Annotated in this window: 14 protein-coding genes; 3 read left to right on the top strand and 11 right to left on the bottom strand. The window is 68.6% G+C overall.

All coding sequences use genetic code 11. The features are described from left to right. Positions 1 to 59: 59 nt before the first annotated feature. The 4 genes from purD to GD1_RS09460 form a co-directional block, all read right to left on the bottom strand. Positions 60 to 1,313, bottom strand: coding sequence for a phosphoribosylamine--glycine ligase (gene purD / locus GD1_RS09475; protein ID WP_174519036.1), 1,254 nt, complete (start codon positions 1,311 to 1,313; stop codon positions 60 to 62). Between the two features lie 39 nt (positions 1,314 to 1,352). Continuing rightward, on the bottom strand, positions 1,353 to 2,561 hold the full coding sequence (locus GD1_RS09470; RefSeq protein ID WP_174519037.1) for a low temperature requirement protein A: 1,209 nt from the start codon (positions 2,559 to 2,561) through the stop codon (positions 1,353 to 1,355). Between the two features lie 50 nt (positions 2,562 to 2,611). After that, positions 2,612 to 4,729, bottom strand: coding sequence for an ArnT family glycosyltransferase (locus GD1_RS09465; protein ID WP_059036837.1), 2,118 nt, complete (start codon positions 4,727 to 4,729; stop codon positions 2,612 to 2,614). A 93-nt stretch (positions 4,730 to 4,822) separates the two neighbouring features. Then, the gene (locus tag GD1_RS09460) at positions 4,823 to 6,091 is read right to left on the bottom strand and encodes a glycosyltransferase (protein WP_059036826.1); all 1,269 of its coding nucleotides are present in this window, start codon (positions 6,089 to 6,091) and stop codon (positions 4,823 to 4,825) included. Between the two features lie 237 nt (positions 6,092 to 6,328). Between GD1_RS09460 and GD1_RS09455 the strand changes: the two genes are divergently transcribed. After that, the gene (locus tag GD1_RS09455; protein ID WP_059036825.1) at positions 6,329 to 8,446 is read left to right on the top strand and encodes a RecQ family ATP-dependent DNA helicase; all 2,118 of its coding nucleotides are present in this window, start codon (positions 6,329 to 6,331) and stop codon (positions 8,444 to 8,446) included. Positions 8,447 to 8,954: 508 nt separating this feature from the next. On the opposite strand, the gene GD1_RS09450 is transcribed toward GD1_RS09455, so the two are convergent. Further along, entirely contained in the window at positions 8,955 to 9,380 is a 426-nt protein-coding gene (locus GD1_RS09450; protein WP_020792100.1) for an HIT family protein, read from the bottom strand. Positions 9,381 to 9,610: 230 nt separating this feature from the next. On the opposite strand from GD1_RS09450, the gene GD1_RS09445 reads away from it, so the two are divergent. Next, entirely contained in the window at positions 9,611 to 10,615 is a 1,005-nt protein-coding gene (locus tag GD1_RS09445) for a DNA adenine methylase (protein WP_053778277.1), read from the top strand. Positions 10,616 to 10,620: 5 nt separating this feature from the next. Beyond that, on the top strand, positions 10,621 to 11,469 hold the full coding sequence (locus GD1_RS09440) for a hypothetical protein (protein WP_020792097.1): 849 nt from the start codon (positions 10,621 to 10,623) through the stop codon (positions 11,467 to 11,469). 94 nt (positions 11,470 to 11,563) lie between these two features. Here GD1_RS09440 and GD1_RS09435 read toward each other — a convergent pair whose 3' ends face one another. The 6 genes from GD1_RS09435 to GD1_RS09410 all read right to left on the bottom strand — a co-directional run bounded on the left by GD1_RS09435 (position 11,564) and on the right by GD1_RS09410 (position 18,818). Continuing rightward, positions 11,564 to 13,051, bottom strand: coding sequence for a sensor histidine kinase (locus tag GD1_RS09435; protein ID WP_053778278.1), 1,488 nt, complete (start codon positions 13,049 to 13,051; stop codon positions 11,564 to 11,566). Positions 13,052 to 13,064: 13 nt separating this feature from the next. Continuing rightward, positions 13,065 to 13,781, bottom strand: coding sequence for a response regulator transcription factor (locus GD1_RS09430; protein WP_053778311.1), 717 nt, complete (start codon positions 13,779 to 13,781; stop codon positions 13,065 to 13,067). Between the two features lie 102 nt (positions 13,782 to 13,883). Continuing rightward, positions 13,884 to 15,095 (bottom strand): winged helix DNA-binding domain-containing protein, encoded by a 1,212-nt coding sequence (locus GD1_RS09425; RefSeq protein WP_020791837.1) that lies wholly within the window; start codon positions 15,093 to 15,095, stop codon positions 13,884 to 13,886. A gap of 82 nt (positions 15,096 to 15,177) precedes the next feature. After that, positions 15,178 to 15,582 (bottom strand): RidA family protein, encoded by a 405-nt coding sequence (locus GD1_RS09420; protein ID WP_053778279.1) that lies wholly within the window; start codon positions 15,580 to 15,582, stop codon positions 15,178 to 15,180. A gap of 49 nt (positions 15,583 to 15,631) precedes the next feature. Continuing rightward, entirely contained in the window at positions 15,632 to 16,954 is a 1,323-nt protein-coding gene (locus GD1_RS09415; RefSeq protein ID WP_059036824.1) for a lipase family protein, read from the bottom strand. A 226-nt stretch (positions 16,955 to 17,180) separates the two neighbouring features. Beyond that, the gene (locus GD1_RS09410) at positions 17,181 to 18,818 is read right to left on the bottom strand and encodes a carboxylesterase/lipase family protein (RefSeq protein WP_059036836.1); all 1,638 of its coding nucleotides are present in this window, start codon (positions 18,816 to 18,818) and stop codon (positions 17,181 to 17,183) included. Between the last annotated feature and the right edge of the window lie 285 nt (positions 18,819 to 19,103).

The following is a 19,103-nucleotide window of genomic DNA, read 5'->3' as shown; positions in this document are numbered from 1 at the left end:
CGCAGACGACACCACCCGCCGGCCCGAGGGCCGGCGGGTGGTTCACGATTCACCCTGTGTTACAGCGAGATCCGGCCTTCCAGGGCGGCCTTGCCGATGTCGGTGCGGTGGTGCGAGCCGGGCAGCTTCACCGCGGCGACCCGCTCGTAGGCCTGGGCGCGGGCGGCCTCGAGGTCGGCGCCGACGCCGATCACGCCGAGGACACGGCCACCGGCGGACACGATCTGCCCCTCCGCATTGCGCTTGGTGCCGGCGTGCAGGACACCCTCGGCGTCGGCCCCGGCGATCACATCTCCGGTGCGCGGGGTGCCCGGGTAGTTCTCGGCGGCGATCACCACGACGACGGCCGAACCGTCGGTCCACTCCAGCGGCGGCAGGTCGCCCAGCGTACCGACCGCGGTGGCGCCGAGCGCCTGTCCCAACGGCGACTCCAGCAGCGCCAGCACCGCCTGCGTCTCGGGATCACCGAAGCGGCAATTGAATTCGACGACGGCCGGCCCGTCGGCGCCGATCGCGAGACCGGCGTAGAGCAGACCGTTGAACGGGCAGCCGCGACGCACCATCTCGGCGGCGACCGGCTCGACCACCTCGGTGACGATGCGGCGGGTCATCTCGTCGGAGAGCCACGGCAGCGGCGTGTAGGCGCCCATGCCGCCGGTGTTGGGACCGGTGTCGCCGTCGCCGACCCGCTTGTGGTCCTGCGCCGGGATCAGCGGCACCACGGTCTCACCGTCGACGAGGCAGAACAGGGAGACCTCGGGGCCGTCGAGGAAGCTCTCCAGCAGTACCGGGTGGCCGCTCTCGAGGCATTCGGCGGCGTGATCGCGGGCGGCGGCACGATCGGTGGTGACCACCACGCCCTTACCCGCGGCCAGCCCGTCGTCCTTGACCACCCAGGTGGGTCCGAAACGATCGAGGGCGGCGTCGAGGTTGGCCGGGTTGTCGACCACCTCGGCGTGCGCGGTACGCACCCCGGCAGCGGCCATGACGTCCTTGGCGAAGGCCTTGGACCCCTCGATCCGCGCGGCATCCTTGCCGGGACCGAAGGTGGCGAAACCGGCGTGGCGCAAGGCATCCGCCACACCGAGCACCAGCGGGACCTCGGGTCCGATCACCACCAGGTCGGCGGCGAGCGATGTCGCCAGGGCCACCACCTCGTCGGACGAGGCGACGTCGACGGCATGGTTGGTGGCCACCGCGGCGGTGCCGGCGTTACCCGGGGCGACGTGGAGGTCGGTCACCGACGGGTCCTTGGCGAGACCAAGCAGGAGGGCATGTTCGCGGCCGCCCGAGCCGATCACGAGTACGCGCACGTCCACGACTCTAACGGTCGGGCCGTGGCGGCCGCGCGACTACTCCGTCCCCGACAGCCCGGCGACCGCCCGGGCGCGGCGGGGCGCACCGAGAAACTCGTCGACGACGACCAGGAACAGTGGCGCGAGCGCCACCACGACGACGGCAAACGTCAGCGACACCCCCGCCGACGCCGACCACACCGCCGCGGCGAGGATCGCGATCACGCCGGCACCGCCGAAGAGCGTCAGCCGGTCGAAGCCGACCAGATAGTCGTAGAAGGTGAGCATGCCAAGGCAGTAGACACCGAGTGGGACGGCCACACAGGCGATCACCGCACCCGCCCCGATACTCGCGTGATGCTCGCTCCACAATGCCGCCACCTCGAGTCCGGCACCGGTGGCCGCGGCGGCCATGAAGATCAGGGTGTGCCCGTACCCCCAGGGGAAGCACTTCTCCGGGTGCCGGTGCAACGCGTCGCCGGTGGGCACGATGAAGTACAGCCACCACATCGCGAACGGGATGACCATGGCGGCCAGGCCGAAGATCGCGGTGTCGGTGGTCCAGCCATCCTCCTCGACGAGCGCCTGCATCACCGCGACGACGCCGACCACACCCTCACCGAGGGTGATGATGGTCAGCAGTGAGTAGCGCTCGGCGATGTGATGCGGATGCCATGGGGTGGCCTTGACGCGGGTCTCGGCGACAACCGGGCCGAGCAGTTCCACGGCGGCACAGATCAGGATGCCGACGATGGTCGGCCACAGGGCCAGGTCGATCACCGCCACGACCACCCACAGCACCTGGGCGACGATCACGGCGATCGCATAGGTGAAGCAGGTGCGCCGGAATTCCGGGCTCTGTAGTCCGGCCCGGATCCACTGCGTCAGCAGGCCGACGCGCATCACCACGTAGCCGATCACCAGGACCCGGATGTCGACGTGCTCGTCGGCGTCGATCGAGGCGAAGACGTCGTTGACACCGAGCGCCAGGATCGCCACGCCGATCATCTGGACCAGCACCACACCCCGGAAGAACCAGTCGTCGGTGTCGAAGGCGGAGGCGAACCAGCTGAAGTTGATCCACGCCCAGATCGCCGCGAAGGTACACAACACGTATCCGAAGACCGCGGTGCGATAGTGCCCCTCGGCGAGATAGTGCGCGACCTGGGTGCCCGCGACCGAGAAGACCACGACGAAGACGAGATCGTAGAACAGTTCCAGACTGGTGGCGGCCCGCTCGTGCTGATGCGGGTCGCGACCGGTCATCCGGGTCAGCCGATGGCCGATGCTCGATGTCACGCGGGCACTTTAGCCCCTCATTTGGGGGATGTCAGGTCATACAACGTCACATTGTCGATCGTCAATGACGTGAAGTTCTGCTCCACCCATTCGGCGATCTGTCCCGACGTCCCACGCGAGTCGCCACCCATCATCCGGCCACCGCCGATGAAGTAGTGGATCTTGTGCTCGGACACCAGTGTCTGGAACTCCTCGAGGGTCGGCGACGGGTCGGTGCCGTTGAACCCGCCGATCGGCATCACCGAGTAGCCGGTGTCGAGCTGATAGCCCGATGCGGAGTTGGACCCGATGGCCGCGGCGATCCAGGTGTACCGATCGGCATCGGCGGTGAGTTTCTCGATCATCTCCGCACTCGGCCGGGACCCGTTGAGCAGGCCACCGGGGCCACCGCCCATCTCCATCATCGCGCCGAAGCCGCCCATACCGTCGTATCCGGTACCGCCACCCATGCCGCCGGGCCCCATACCCGGAAAGCCCTGCGGGAACTCACGGTTGCGGTCACGTCCACCGCGACCACCACCGCCGAAACCGCCGGGGCCACCGTTCTCCACGCGCGGGCCCGCGCTGATGATCGAGCCCTCCTTGGCGGTGGTGATGGTGTCGGCGGTGTAGGCCAGCGGACCGGCCAGGCCGGCCGCCACCGACAACCCGAGCGCCAGCGCCCCCAGGTACTCGCGGTGGGCCAGCAGCATCACCGCGCCGCCGACCAGGCCGACGAACAGCACGATCGGTGCCAGCCACGGCACGAAGTCCGGCGACCGCTGCAGCAGGACGTATCCCCAGATCGCGGCGAACCACACGGCCGCGGCCAGCAGGACGCGCACCCACAGGCTGTCCCGGTGATACCAGGCGACGGCCGCACCGCCGGCGAGCAGACCGGCGACGGCCGGTGCCAGGGCTGCGGTGTAGTAGCTGTGGAAGATCCCGGCCATGAAACTGAACACGCCCATGGTGAGGATCAGCCACAGTCCCCACACGCTCAGGTGTGCCATCGGACGACGCACCGCGTCACGTCCGGCCGCGCGCCACGCGAGGGCCAGCAGCACCAGTGCGCCGATTCCCAGGATGAGTGCGGTCGGGATGAGCCAGGCGATCTGCCCGCCCTGCTCGGCGGTGAACATGCGCAGGATGCCGGTCTGGCCCCACATACCGCCACGCCCGCCGGGACCGCCTGGGCCACCGGGGAACTCACCGCCACCGGGCATGCCCGGGATCTCCGTCGCCCCATAGCCGCCGCGGCCACCGCCACCGGGGACCACGCTGCCGGTCTCGTTGCCGTTGAGCCGGCCGAGTCCGTTGTAGCCGAGGGTGAGTTCGAGGATCGAATTGTTCTGGGAGCCACCGATCCACGGCCGCGACGACGCAGGCCACAGTTCGACGGCGAGAATCCACCAGCCGGCGCTGACGATCATCGCGCCGAGTGCGGCGAAGCACTGCGCCAGACGTTTCGGCCACGAGTGCGGGCCGAAGGCGAAGTAGGTGAGCGCCAGCGGCGGGACGATCAGCATCACCTGCAATTGCTTGGTGAGGAAACCGAATCCGACGAACACGCCGGTGAGCACGAGCCAGCGGGTGCGGCCGTCCTCGACCGCCTTGAGCATCGCCCACACCGCGGCCACCATCAGCAGGATCAGCAGCGCCTCGGGATTGTCGAAGCGGAACATCATGGCCGCCACCGGCGTCAGCGCGAGGACGGCGCCGGCACCGATCGCCGCCCAGTGCCCGAAGCACTTTCGGGCGATCACGTACATCAGGGCCACCGTCGCCACACCCATCAGGGCGTTGGGCACCAGGACCGACCAGGAGTTGAGGCCGAAGATCCGCACCGAGATCGCCGGAAGCCACAGCGAGGCAGGCGGTTTGTCGACGGTGATCGAGTTCGCCATGTCCGACGACGCGAAGAACCACGCCTTCCACGACTGCGAGCCGGCCTGGATCGCCGCGGTGTAGAAGGAGTTGGCCCAGCCGTTGATCGACAGATGCCACAGGTCGATCACCGCGGTGCCGATCAGGAGAACCGCCAACGACGACCATTTCCATCGCGGGGAAGGGTCGGCGGGGGGTGTGAAGACAGGGCCACGGCCCCGGGAGGAACTCTCCGGGGCCGTCGCCGATTCGGTTGTGCTCGAGGTCATCATCTCTCTCTGATGGTCGACGTGGCGGTGCTGATCAGGGGGCTGATCGGGTGGCTGATCGGGCCGGGGCCCGGTGTCCGGGCGAGGTCTCGGTCACTGGGCGGTGGCCGCCTCGGTCCGGTCCTTGTGGACGCCGAACACCCACCGTAGCCCCACGAATCGGGTGGCCGTCGCGACCAGGTTGGCCACCACCAGGACCACCAGCTCGATGTTCTTGCCGGCGTCGGGTGCGAACTGGTGCAGGGCGACCAGCGATCCGGCGGTCACGATCCAGCCGAACAGGAACACGCCCAGCCCGAAGAACTGGTGCCGCATCGCATCCTTGCGGCCGCGGACACCGAAGCTGAAGCGACGATTGGCGGCGGTGTTGAGGACCGCGGTCACCGCGAGGGCGACGAAGTTCGAGACCTGTGCTCCCAGAAAGGAATGCAGCAGCAGGTAGAGCACCGCATAGGCGATGGTGGAGGCCACGCCGACCACACAGAACCGGGCGAGCTGTCCGACCATGCCGTGCGGCACACCGTCGATCGCGGGGCCCGGGGCACGGTCACGGCCGATGGTGGCGCGCAGGTCGGCGATCGGCAGGCGACCGCTTGCCAGCGCGTAACCCACACGGGCACAACCCTTCAGGTCCTCGACCGCGGTGGAGACGATGTCGACGGTGGAGTTCGGGTCGTCGATCCAGTCGACGGGGACCTCGGCGATCCGCAGGCCGATCCGCTCCGACAGCACCAGCAGCTCGGTGTCGAAGAACCAGCCGGTGTCCTCCACGTACGGGAGCACCTGGCGGCCGATCTCGGTGCGCATGGCCTTGAAGCCGCACTGGGCGTCGGAGAACCGGGCCCGCATCGCGGTGCGCAGGATCAGGTTGTAGGAGCGGGAGATGAACTCACGCTTGGGGCCGCGGACCACCCGCGACGAGCGGGACAGCCGGGTGCCGATCGCGATGTCGGAGTGCCCGGAGATCAGCGGGGCGATCAGCGGCATCAGCGCGTTGAGGTCGGTGGAGAGGTCGACGTCGCAGTAGGCGACGATCTCGGCGTCACTGCGCGACCACACCGCCTTGAGCGCGCGACCGCGGCCCTTCTCTTCGAGGTGTGCCACGCGGATGCCGCCGATCTCCTCGGCGACCGCGGCGGCGATCGCGACGGTGGAGTCGGTGCTCGCGTTGTCGGCGACGGTGATGCGCGCGGTGAACGGGACCTGCACCCGCAGGTGGGCGTGCAGTCGTCGCAGGCAGTCTGCGATGTCGTTCTCTTCGTTGTAGACCGGGACGACGATGTCGAGGACCGGCGCGGCGGGAGAGGTGTCGGCGACCACCGCGATCGGGGCGGCGGCCTGTGGGAGCGCTTCTGTCGTCATGGGAACCAGTTTTGGCTGTTCAACTGACCTCACTCTGCACTCGACCTGCCAGTTTCCTGTGAGCGGTCGCGCGCGTGCGGCGACGCTTCCCCACGTCGCTCCGGACCGGCCGGCAGATCCGCCCCGTACCTGGATCTTTGCCTGCCGCCGGACGGCCCGGGCGTATCCGGCGGAGTTGTCCACAGGCGATCGGTGCAGGTCGCGGCGATGTCGGTGAGCGGGACTAGATTGGTGCCCATGACCGGGGTGGATGTGCTCTCAGAGTCCGACGTCGCGGCCGCCGGTGCGGTGATCACCAACCTGGCCGGCCCGCAGGCGAGGCTGCGCGACGACCAGTGGGAGGCCGTCACCGGCCTCGTCGGTGTCGAGCGTGCCCGGGTGCTGGTGGTCCAGGCCACCGGCTGGGGCAAGTCGGCGGTGTACTGGTCGGCGACGGCCATCCTGCGCTCCCGCGGCGCCGGGCCGACGCTGATCGTCTCCCCGCTGCTGTCGCTGATGCGTGATCAGGTGGCCGCCGCGGGGCGTGCCGGGTTGTCGGCGGCCACGCTGAACTCGTCGAACATCGACGAGTGGGGTGAGATCGAGGCGGCGCTGCGGTCCGGCGATCTCGACGTGCTGTTGGTGTCGCCGGAGCGGCTGGCCAATCCGGGCTTCGGCCGGCGGGTGCTCGACGCGATGGCCGGCCGGCTGGGCCTGCTGGTGATCGACGAGGCCCATGCCATCTCCGACTGGGGACACGACTTCCGCCCCGACTACCGGCGCGTCGCCGACGTGCTGCGCACACTCAACCCGTCCACCCCGGTGCTCGCGACCACCGCCACCGCCAACGAGCGGGTGACCGCCGACGTCGCCGCACAGCTCTCCGCGGATAGCGACGGCACCGACCAGACCCTGGTGCTCCGCGGACCGCTGGCCCGGAAGTCGTTGCAGCTCAACGTTCTCGATGGGCTTTCCCCCATCCAGCGATATGGCTGGGTGGCCCAGTACCTCCCCGCCCTGCCCGGTTCCGGGATCGTCTACGTCCTGACCGTCGCCGACGCCGACCGGCTGGTCTCGGCCATCCAAGCCGTCCACGGGGATTCACTGCCGGTGGCCGCCTACACCGGACAACTCGACGCCGACCGGCGCCACGCGCTCGAGGACTCCCTGCTGCGCAACGAGGTGAAGGCGCTCGTGGCGACATCCGCACTCGGAATGGGTTATGACAAACCGGATCTGGGTTTCGTGGTACATGTCGGGTCACCGCCGTCCCCGGTCTCCTACTACCAGCAGGTGGGTCGCGCCGGACGCGCCCTCGACGACGCCGTGGTGATGCTGCTGGCGTCGGCCACCGACGACGCCGTGTGGGAGCATTTCGCGACGTCGACCATCCCCGACCCCAAACGGATGACCGCCCTGCTCGACGCCCTGGCCGCCGCCGACGCCCCGATGTCGGTGCCGACCCTGGAGGCCGAGACCGGGCAGCGTCGCGGACGGATCGAGTTGATGCTCAAGCAACTCGCCGTCGACGGTGCCACCGAACGCGGCCAGGACGGCTGGATCTCCACCGGCAGACCCTGGACCTTCGACGCCGCACACTACGACGGCGTGCTGGCGGTCCGACGCCGCGAGGCCGACATCATGCGGTCCTATGTCCATGGCCGGCAATGCCTGATGCAGTTGCTCACCGAATCCCTCGACGATCCCGACGCCACACCGTGCGGACGGTGTTCGGTGTGCCGCGGCCGGTTCAGCGAGGCCCTGTCCGCCGACGTCGATCCGGCGATCGTGCGGTCGGTGACGGTGAGCCTGCGCCGCTCCGCCCAGGTCCTGGAACCCCGAAAGATGTACCCCGGCGGCAGTTTCGGCAAGCGCGGCCGAATCCCGATGGAACTGATGGCATCACCGGGGCGGGTGCTGGCGCATGCCGACGCCCCGGAGTGGTCGGATCTGCTGGCAGCCGCACGCAATCATGATGAGCAGGCACTCGCCGATCTCGGCGAGGCCGCCGTGGCGACGCTGGCGGCATGGGGGCGTGAGGGCGGTCGGCGTCCCGATGTGATCTGTTCGCTACGCCTGACCGGCACCACTCTCGCCGAGGAACTCGCCGCACATCTGTGCCGGGTGGGCCGGCGTCCCGGTACCTCGATGCCGGTACAGATGGGCGATGCGCCGTCGCGGGATCTGCCGGGCGCCGCGGAGGCCACCCAGTGGCAGCAGCGGCTGGGCCCGGCACCCGACGACGTCGCCGGTCAGGCGGTGTTGCTGGTCGTCGACGAGAGCCGGTCCGGCTGGGCGGTCACGCTGGCCGCCGCCGCGCTCCGCGAGGCGGGCGCAACGGCTGTCCTACCGCTGCTGATCCACCGGACGGTGTAGACGACCCGTCGGTGGTTGCGACCCGACGTCGGCCGCCGGAGGTTTCGACACCACCATCGATGGTCGAGCCGCCAGGCGAGAACCCGAGTCGAGACCCGGCAACCCTTCGATGGTCGAGCCGGGACCGAGCCGCCAGGCGAGGACCCGTGTCGAGACCCGGCGAGACGCGATTGTCGGTGACCACCTCAGAGCGGGTCACCCCCCGACATCGGCCGACGGAGGTTTCGACACGCCTCGTCGCTCCGCTCCTCACCGGCTCAACCAGCCACAACAACCCGCAACCACCATGGATGGTCGAGCCGGGACCGAGCCGCCAGGCGAGGACCCGAGTCGAGACCCCCGCAACCACCATGGATGGTCGAGCCGAGACCGAGCCGCTAGGCGAGGACCCGTGTCGAGACCCCCGCAACCACCATGGATGGTCGAGCCGGGACCGAGCCGCCAGGCGAGGACCCGTGTCGAGACCCGGTGAGACGCGATTGTCGGCGACCACCTCAGAAGCAGTCACTCAGTCATCGACGTATTCGCGGTATCCGGTGGCGATGAGGGCGGCGCGGATCTTCTCGGCGTCGGCGTCGAGTTCTTCGGGGGTGATGTCCTTACGGGCGTTGGTCAGGTCGAAGGTCTCCATGGTGAGGGCGGGGAAGACGTGGACGTGCACGTGCGGGACCTCGAGGCCGGCGATCAGCATGCCCATGCGCGGGGCACCGAAGGCCTCCTTGACGGCGCGGCCGACCTTCTGGGCGACGTCGGTCAGGTGGGTGAAGGTCGCGGTGTCCATCTGCTCCCAGTGGTCGACCTCCTTGCGGGGCACCACCAGGATGTGGCCGGGGGTGACCGGCTCGATGGTGAGGAACGCGACGGCCTGGCCATCACGCCAGACGAATCGACCGGGCAGTTCTCCGTTGATGATCTTCGTGAATACCGACGACATGGGGACCAGTCTATGGGTCGCCGAGGGCGAGGTTCGCGGCATTCGTGCCAGGTTGCGACCAATGCCTCAGGCACACCATCGCGTGTTCACCGTGGTGTTGGGTAAATGTTGTCGGGGGTCCGTGACATCCTTTTCTGGTGAGTCGCCGAACCCCCAAGCCCACCCGCGCCCGCAGCGCCGCATCCACCGACGTCGTCGGCGCGGCGCAGTGTTTCCCCCGGTTGCGGTACATGGGCTCGAAGTATCGGCTGTTGCCGCACCTCGAGCGCACCTTCGCCGAGCTGGGCGGATCCACCGCGGTGGATGCGTTCTCCGGGTCGGGGGTGGTGTCGTATCTGCTCAAGGCGCAGGGCTTCGCGGTGGCCAGCAACGACTTCCTGAACTTCCCGCACATCATCACGCGGGCGACGGTCACGAACTCGTCGGTGCGGTTGGAGCCGGAGCTGGTCGAGGAGATCTGCGGTCCCCCCGCCGACGACCGGGACTTCATCTCGTCGACGTTCGACGGCCTGTACTTCGATGCCGAGGATCGGGCGTTCCTGGATTCGGCGTGGTCGCACATCGACCGGCTGCGCGGGTACCGGCGTGATCTGGCGATCTCGGCGCTGGTGTTGTCGGCGGCACGCAAACAGCCGCGTGGGGTGTTCACCTTCACCGATTCCAGCCGCTATGCCGACGGTCGCCGGGACCTGAAGATGTCGTTGCGGGACCATTTCCGGCTGCGTTCGGTCGCCGAGTACAACGCGACGGTGTTCTCCAACGGTCTGCGGCACCACAGCTCGTGTGGGGACGTGTTCGATCTGGACACCGAGCGGGCGCTGGGCGGCGCCCCGGATCTGGTGTACCTGGATCCGCCGTATGCCCCGCCGACCGACGACAACGACTACATCAAGCGCTACCACTTCCTGGAGGGCCTGTCGGCCTACTGGAAGGGCATGACGATCATGGAGAACACCAAGACCAAGAAACTGCCCAAGCGGTACACGCCGTTCGCGTACAAACACACCATCGAGGACGCCCTGGTGCGGACCTTCGAGCATTTCGAGGATGCCGGGGCGATCGTGCTGTCGTACTCGTCGAATGCGCTGCCCGGACCGGATCGGATCGTCGACCTGCTGGGCAAGGTGAAGCCGTCGGTGGAGGTGATCGCGATCGATCACAAGTACAGCTTCGGGACGCATGCCGCGGCCACCCGCCGCGACGTGAGCGAATTCCTGTTCATCGGACGGGACTGAGTCAGATGACCGCCGCCGACGCCGTCCCGGATTTCGACGAGTACCTGACCTCGTTGGGGCGCTTGACCGCTCACGTGGATCCCACCGAGACGACGCCGGAGACCGAACATCTCACCGCCGCGACCGCGAGCCTCGGCGACATGCTGGTGACCGATATCGCAGGTCTTTCGGCGTGGGTGCGTGACCATCCGGCCGATGTGCCGGTGCTGGGGCTGGCGATCGGGCTGTCGCAGGAGAAGCTCAAGAACGTGCTCCGCGACCGGTTCGGTACGTCGGGCTGGTACGGGCTGGCGCGCGCGAAGCCGGTGGAACTGGTGACGTGGCTCGACTCCGAGTTCGACCTGGTGCGTCTACTGGAGACGCAGATGCACCGCACCTACACCTTTGCCGACATCCTCGTGGCCCGTGCCGGTACCCGGGTGACCGCGACCCGGGCGGGCGCGTCGGGCCGGCGCATCGAGGACGAGATCGAGGACATCGCCCGCGATCTGGGCCTGTCCTATGTCACTCGGTCGCGGTTCACCGGCCGTAACGGTCGCACCGCCCCGGCCGACCTGATCGTCGGCGACGAGGCGTCGGCCGACATCGTGGTGGCCGCCAAGGGATTCGACTCCACCGGCTCCAAGCTGACCGACGCGGTGCGCGAGATCGAGGAGATGGCCGAGGTCCGGCTGCCGCGACAGGTGGTCCTCGCCGTCATCGACGGAATCGGTTGGAAGTCACGCCAATCCGATCTGCGTCGAATCCACCGGTTGTGGGAGGACCAGCAGATCGACGGCATGTACACGCTGGAGAGCCTTGACCGGTTCCGCACCGATCTGACCGAGTTCGCCCGGTTACGACGCCTGATCTGAACGGACACACCAGTCCGGGACGGAGCCCGGCCCACCGGCAGCGACAGTCCACCGGCAGCATCACTCCACCGGCAGCGTCACTCCACCGGCGGCGTCAGTCCACCAGCAGGGGCAACCGCACCCAGAACCGCGCACCCTGACCGGGCGCGGAGTCCACGCCGACCTGGCCGCCGTGGGCGCCGACCAGCGCCGACACGATCGACAGTCCGAGACCGCTCCCGCCGCCGTTCCCGCCGCGGGAGCGTGAACTGTCGCCGCGGTAGAACCGTTCGAAGACCTTGGCCTGTTCCTCGGCGGTGAGCCCCTGACCGGTGTCGGTCACGGTGACCACCACCTCGGGCCGGCGGGCGACCCCGGACGGACCGGGCGCCGGCGACTGGTCCACACCGAGGCCGATGGTGACCGACGCATCGGGCGGGGTGTGCACGACGGCATTGTTCACCAGGTTGCGGATCACCTGCACCAGGCGTGCGGCGTCGCCGAGCACCATCGGCGGGCAGTCCGACGGGCTGACCTGCAACCGGATGTCACGGTCGGGGGCGGCGGCACGGGAGGCCTGCACGGTGTCGGCGGCGAGCATCATCATGTCCACCGGCTCCGAACTCAGCGGACGCTGGGCATCCAGGCGGGCCAGCATCAGCAGGTCCTCGACCAGCAGCGTCATCCGCCCTGCCTCGTCGTCGATGCGGCGCATCGCATCCCCGGCATCGCTGACCGCACCCTGCCGGTACAGCTCGGAGAACCCCTTGATGGAGGTCAGCGGGGTGCGCAGTTCATGACTGGCGTCGGCGATGAAGCGACGCATCTTCTCCTCGGAGTGACGCGCCTGTTCCTCGGATCGCCGCGCCTGCTGTTCGGAGGCCGCGGTGGCGGCGAAGGCATGCTGGATCTGCACGAGCATGGTGTTCAACGACCCGGACAGGCTGCCCACCTCGGTGTTCGGCGGCCCCGGGTCGACCCGCATGTTGAGGTTGCCCGCCGCGATCGCGTGCGCGGTCTCCTCCACCCGGCGCAGCGGTCGCAGGCTGGAACGGACCAGCAGATAGCTGAGTATCCCGAGCAGGGCCACCACGCCGGCACCGATCCCGAACTGCAGCCACTCCAGCCGCGAGAGGGTCTTGTTCACGTCGGTCAACGGGACCGCCACGATCGACGAGCCGTCGGGGGACACACGTTTGAGGACCCGCCACTGCGGGCCGTCGCCGTCGGCGGAGTCGACGGTGATCGGTTCCGCGCTGCCGTCACCGAGCCCGCTGAGGTCGGGCTGGTCGGTGAAGTCCGAGGAGTTGGTGATGACCATCCCGTCATCGGCGGTGATCTGCACGAAGTACGACGACGGCGGGCGGCGCGGCCCGATGGGTGGGCCCGGCTGAGCCCCGCTCTCGGGGATGCGCGGCTTGGCCCAGGTGTCGACGGCGCTCACCAGCCCCTGGTCGGTGCGGTCGGTGAGGTTCTGCCGCATCGCCGAGGTCACCGCGATCCCGGAGACGAGCAGCCCGACGGCGACGAGCACCAGGGTCAACGCGACCAGCGAGATACGGAGTGGAACACCGCGGCGGATGCCGCGCACAGAGTTGGTCATGTCGATGTCGCGCTCAGCGCGGCTCTCGCATCACATAGCCGACGCCGCGCAGGGTGTGGATCAGCGGGGTGATGCCGGTGTCGAGTTTGCGACGCAGATAGGACACATACGATTCGACGACGTTGACCTCGCCGCCGAAGTCGTAGTTCCACACGTGGTCGAGGATGCGCGGCTTGGACAGGACGGTTCCCGCATTGACCATGAAGTAGCGCAGCAGGGTGAACTCGGTGGGCGACAACGAGATCAGCTGCCCGTTCTTCCACACCTCGTGGGTCTCGTCGTCGAGTTCGATGTCGGCGAAGGTGATTCGCGACGATTCCTTGGCACGCTCGTCGAATCCGCTGCGCCGCAGCAACACCTGCAGGCGGGCGACGACCTCTTCGAGGCTGAACGGCTTGGTGACGTAGTCGTCCCCGCCGATGGTCAGTCCGTTGATCTTGTCCTCCACGCTGTCGCGCGCGGACAGGAACAGCGCCGGGGCGGCGATGCCGTCGGCGCGGAGGCGGCGGAGCAGTCCGAAGCCGTCCATGCCGGGCATCATGACGTCGAGGATCAGGACGTCGGGTTTGAAGTTCCGGCAGCGATCGATGGCCTCGGGACCGCCGGCGGCGGTCTCGACCTCGTATCCCTGGAACTTCAACGACACCGACAACAACTCGCGGATGTTGACCTCGTCGTCGACGACGAGCACTTTCGCGCCTTGGCTGCTTCCCTGACCCTTGTCACTCACGAGAACCACCTCACACCCCCAATCTGCCACCGAACTGGGTTCAGGCTGGGAGCTTCCTGTGAACGATGACCAGGCCCGATACGTTCACCGGCTTCACTGTACTCAACTCCGGCTGCGCAGGGCCTGCATGAACGGTGGCGGGAAGCCGGGAGTGAACCGTACCTCCCCGAGCCACTCCCGGAGTTCGGCGACGCGGGCGTCGACGGCCCGCCGGGCAGATGCCGGCAGGTTCTCGAACAGTTGGGTCCCGATACCCGACTCCCCGCTCCCGGTATCCGTGCGATACCAGCCGCCGACGATCCGCCCGTCCCACCAGATCGTCTGGCCGCCGTTGCCGTTGCTGTCGAAGACATGTCCGGTGTGGGCACCGAGATAGAAGTCGCGGATCTTGTGGCCCATCGTGGTGGGATCGAGTTCGGGCAGCACCAGTGCCTGCGGGGCGACGTCGGCGTCGTCGGGGGTGTCGACGTCGTCGGCGAGGACCAGGCCGACGGAGCCGTCGTCGAGATCGACCTCGACGGTCTCGATCTCCGAGAGTGCTTTGCGCACTGCGGTCTTGGTGGAGCCGAGCCACCAGACCAGATCTGTCTCGGTACCCGGGCCGAAGGTGGCCAGCCAGCGCCGGATCAGGTCGACGTGGGCCACCGCCGGATCGGTCGGCGCGAGCGGCTCCCCGAGCCAGCCGGTCATCGACGACCAGCGGGGCCGGGACCGGTGCCACTCGGCGTCGTTGGTGGCGCGCACGATCTCGCCGCCGGCACTCATCAGGTTGAGGATGCGGGGCAACATCGGACTCGGTCCACCGTAGGACTTTCCGGGGCTGACGATCACGCTGCGATCGAATTCGGTGAGCTGTGAACGGATCTCGGCGGAGGTGAGGAAGTCACCGCCGTCGAGCACGCCGGCGACGGCGGTACGGGCGGCGTCGATCCACTCGTCCGGATCGCCGAATCCCTCACCGTCGCGCAGGTGCCGGCGCAGGTTGGTGCGCTCGGAGGCCACCACCCGGGAGCCTATGGCGCCCACCGCATCTCGCAGCAGTGGGCGCGGCACGACGAACAGGGTGCGGCGCATCGCGAGTTGTTTGACCAGGGTGCGGTCGGTGTAGAGGGCTGCATCGAGGTCGGCGGGGGTGAACCCGTCGGCCAGGCGCGCCCAGGCACTCAGGTACACCGTCGACGGTGTGGTGGCGTGCAGACCCACCATGTCGTCGGCGACGGTGACGACATCGGTGCCACGGTGGTCGGCGGCGAGATGGTGCCGACGCAGCAGCCGGTTACGACGCCGGCGGTCGGTGATGTGCGGGCGGGTCATCTGTGGCTCGTCTCGGCTCGGCGATGTGGGGTCTGGGCGATGTGGGGGTCTGGGCGATGGGGGGTCTGGGTTCAGCCCTGACCTATGCCACCGGCGGTGCGGCGACCGCCTCGATCTCGACCACCTGATCGTCGTAGGGCAGGACGGTCACCCCCATCATCATCGCGGGCGGCGGTACGGCGTCACCGAATCCGGCGGTGATCGCCTCCCAGGCCACGACGAGGTCGGCCTGCAGGCGTTCGGCGACGTAGACGGTGAGCTTGGCGATGTCACCGAGCGATGCCCCCTGCTCGGCGAGAACCGTCGTGAGGTTCTGCAGGCAGGCGCGGGTCTGTTCGACGACGTCGCCCGGGGCGATCACCGCGCCGTCGGCGTCGAGCGGAGAGATCCCCGCGGTGAAGATCAGCGGGCCGGCCGAGACCGTGGCGCTGTAGGGGAATCCGCCGTCGTGCAGGGCGGGTGAGGAGTTCAGGCGCACGCGGGACATGTCGCGAGTCTACGTGCGCCCGAACCCGATCGGGGTCGGGTACCGCCGATCAGCCCTCGAGGCGTGCCGACATCCAGTCGATGGTCTGCATGCCGAACAGGTCGGTCCCCCAGCCGTACATGTCGGTGAGGAAATGGAGCATGCTGCAGTCGGTCGGCTGATAGTCCACCCGGGTACCCCCGCGCCGGTAGGTGCCGGCCAGTGTGCGGGCGTCGGCGGCCGGGATCAACGACATCGGCGAGTCGTCGCGGGCGCAGGAGGCGATGAGCACCGGCGCGGCGGGGCTGCGGGTGCCCAGCCGGTTGTCGCGGTAGACGTGCTGGAACTCGGGGATGTCGGCGGGATCGCGGTTACCGGTGAACAGGGTTCGCAGCGGTACGAACGGGGTACCGAAGTAGGCCGGGGTCTGGCACTGGGTGCGGAAGACGTCGGCGAGCGCCTTGCCCGCCGGGGTGAGCTTGTCGTCGATACGCATCTCCGGATAACGCGGCTCCAGCCCGAGCAGGGTGGCGAAGGCGAACCCGGAACCGAGGGAACCGCCGGCGGTGCGGATGAAGTTGCGCTGGTCGACCACCATGCCCTCGAGCACGGTGCCCTTGATGTTCAGCTCCGGGGCGTAGCGGGCCGCATTCTCTGCGGCGAAGGCGGCACCCACCCCGCCACCGGCGACACCGAACAGCGAGATCGGGGTGGTGGCAGGCAGTTTCGCCGGCGCGTGGGCCAGCGCCGCGCGCAGACCGTCGAGCATCATGTTGGCGGCGGCCTTGCCGGCGAAGACGCCGTGCGGTTGGGGGTCACCGTCGTTGCCGACGTCGGAGACCATCACCGCATAGCCCTTGCCGAACATCTGGGCCAGCGGCCCGAGCGCGGACCAGACCGCGCCGTCCATCGGATCGCCGCCGGTCATCATGGTGGAGGGATGACAGTAGGCGCCCACACTGTCGTTGGCGTACTGGTAGCCGACCAGCTTGCGGTTGGTGCGGCCGTCGCGCGGGACCATCAGGATGCCGGTGGAGATGTCGGGCTCGTCGTGCAGGCCCCGGCTGACGTACATGAGTTTGTAGGCGTCGAGATCACCCGGGCGGAAGCCGGTGAACTGCACGTCGACCTTCTTGGCCTTGAGCAGGGTGCCGGGTTTCTCGTCGCCGCGCAGGGCGGGCTCGGTGTAGAAGGGATCACCGGAGACGAGCGGGGTGATGATCTCCTGCGGGCTCGCCATCCGCCCGGAGGTGAACGTGCCCACCACATAACCGTTGAACACCTCGCCGGGCTGCGGCGTGCGATTCGGCGGCGCGGCATCGGCCGTGGGTGCGACGGCCATACCGGCCGACACCCCTCCGACCAGCACCAGTGCCACGGTCGTGGTGAGCATTGCGAGCAGGCGCCGGGCCCGCGTCGTCGAAACGAGCGCAGCCGACAACGCAGCCGACAAGGGCAGGGACATCCCTGTGATCCACCTTCGTCCTCGGTGATCCCTCCCCCGACCGAGGTCACACAGTGTGTGTAGTGACAACCATTCCTTACCGAACAGTAAGGAATGGTTGAGACGGAACAGTAACTGTGTCTCAGTTCGGATGCAAGTCGGTCGGGTCGTCGCGTCAGCGGAAGCCCAGGGCGACCTCTCCCCACGTCTGCCGCAGCGCACCGTCGAGATCGTCGACGACGCGATCGGCCGCCCCGATGACCATCGTCGCCCGCCGTTCCGGTGTGTACGCGGGCCAGCTCACCCCAGCACTGTTCGGCCCAGTACTGTTCGGCCCGGATCCGTTCGCGCCGGACCCGTTCAGAGTGGTGCCGTTCATCCCAGACCCGTTCAGAGTGGCGCCGTTCAGAGTGGCGCCGTTCAGAGTGGTGCCGGTGACGTGATCTGGTGCCGCACCGCGCACGAAGGCACCCCAGCGGGCCACCATCCGTGCCGACAACGTCTCTGCCGTCCCCCGGCCGCCGAGACGATAGGTGATGTCGCGCTTGCCGATCGAGATGTTGCCCCACGTCAGACCCAGTTCGGCGGCATGGGTGGCGCCGAGCCGCATCACCCGGAACATCGGTGGGGCCCAGTCGAATCGGTACAGGTACACCGGCGCGATGCGCGAATGCGGTTCGGCCACCCACAATGCGGGCATCCGGAAGGCGAGGTCGCGGGCCATACCGACCCCGGCCGCGGATTTCCTTCGTGGATAGAGTGATTCGATGACGTGCTCGTCCGGGATGGGGAGGTCGGGACGCTCGTCGGCAAGGCGGAGGAACATCCGGCGCAGGACGTCGAGGTCGATCGGCATCAGCGGCGACTTCATGTACTTGAACACCGTTGCCTCGTCACGGTTGCTGCCGATCAGCAGCGGCACCGGCAACGACTCGCCCGCCGCGAAGACGTCCATCGGATGTCGCGGCAGCAGGTCGCCGTCAACCGTCGGGGTGTAGGCGAGGATGCCCGGACTCGCCTGCGGCACATCGGCGAACGCCGACATCCCGGCCTCGACGAGGTGCTCGGCGCTCGCATCGCGCAGCCCCGCCGGTATCCCCCGGTGCAGCAGATCGGCGACGACGGCCATCCGTTCGGCGGTGAAGATCGTACTGGCAGGGGAACTCTGGGAGATCGCCCGCGCGAACAATCCGGTCGCGGCGGGCATCGCGAGCAGCGTGGTGACCATCCCGCCGCCGGCCGACTCCCCGGCCACCGTGACCTGTGCCGGGTCGCCGCCGAACCCGGCGATGTTGTCCTGCACCCAGCGCAGGGCGGCGAGGACGTCGCTGAGCGCCGGATTCGACTCGGCGTCGTCGACAACCGTTCGCATGTCGGCGAATCCGAACGCCCCGATCCGATAGTTGACGGTGACCACGACGATCCCCGCCGTGCGCGCCAGCACGGTCCCGTCGTAGAGCGGCTGGCTGCCCGACCCGTAGACATAGGCCCCGCCGTGCAGCCACACCATCACCGGCAGCGCCGGGCCGTCGGACCCACTCGGCGACCACACGTTCAGGAACAGGCAGTCCTCGTCCATCACCGCATCCGGGCCCAGCCCCACCACCGGGATCACCTGCTGCGGACACACCGAGCCGGGACGGTCGGCCTCGACGATCTCGGTGTGCACCGGCGCCGGTTGTGCCCGGCGCCACCGGTTCTCACCGATCGGTGGTGCCGCGAACCGCATACCCCGCCACACCGTCACCGGCCCCTCGACCACACCGCGATAGGGCCCGGACGTGGTCTCCACCACCGCTGATCTGCTGTTCACCGGTCCATCATGCGGTACCCGGGTCGGTACCGCCGCCGGATCGAGCTTGTCGCAGTCGGGGTGTCGACGAGGAGCGAGCCGACGAATCGAGGCGACCATCACCGAGATGGTCACCACCGAGCCCTACCCACGGAGATCTCGACACGGGTCCTCGCCCTTCGGGCTCGGTCCCGGCTCGATCATCGTCGGGGGGGTGGCACTCAGAGATGCCCCGCCGATCCCGGCTCGATCATCGACGGGGCGGTGGCCACCACCCAGCCCAACCCACAGAGATCTCGACACGGG

This window comes from Gordonia desulfuricans NBRC 100010, assembly GCF_001485495.1.
Lineage (GTDB): Bacteria > Actinomycetota > Actinomycetes > Mycobacteriales > Mycobacteriaceae > Gordonia > Gordonia desulfuricans.
The sequence above is the reverse complement of the archived record's forward strand: the minus strand, read 5'-3'. Positions and strand labels throughout refer to the sequence as shown.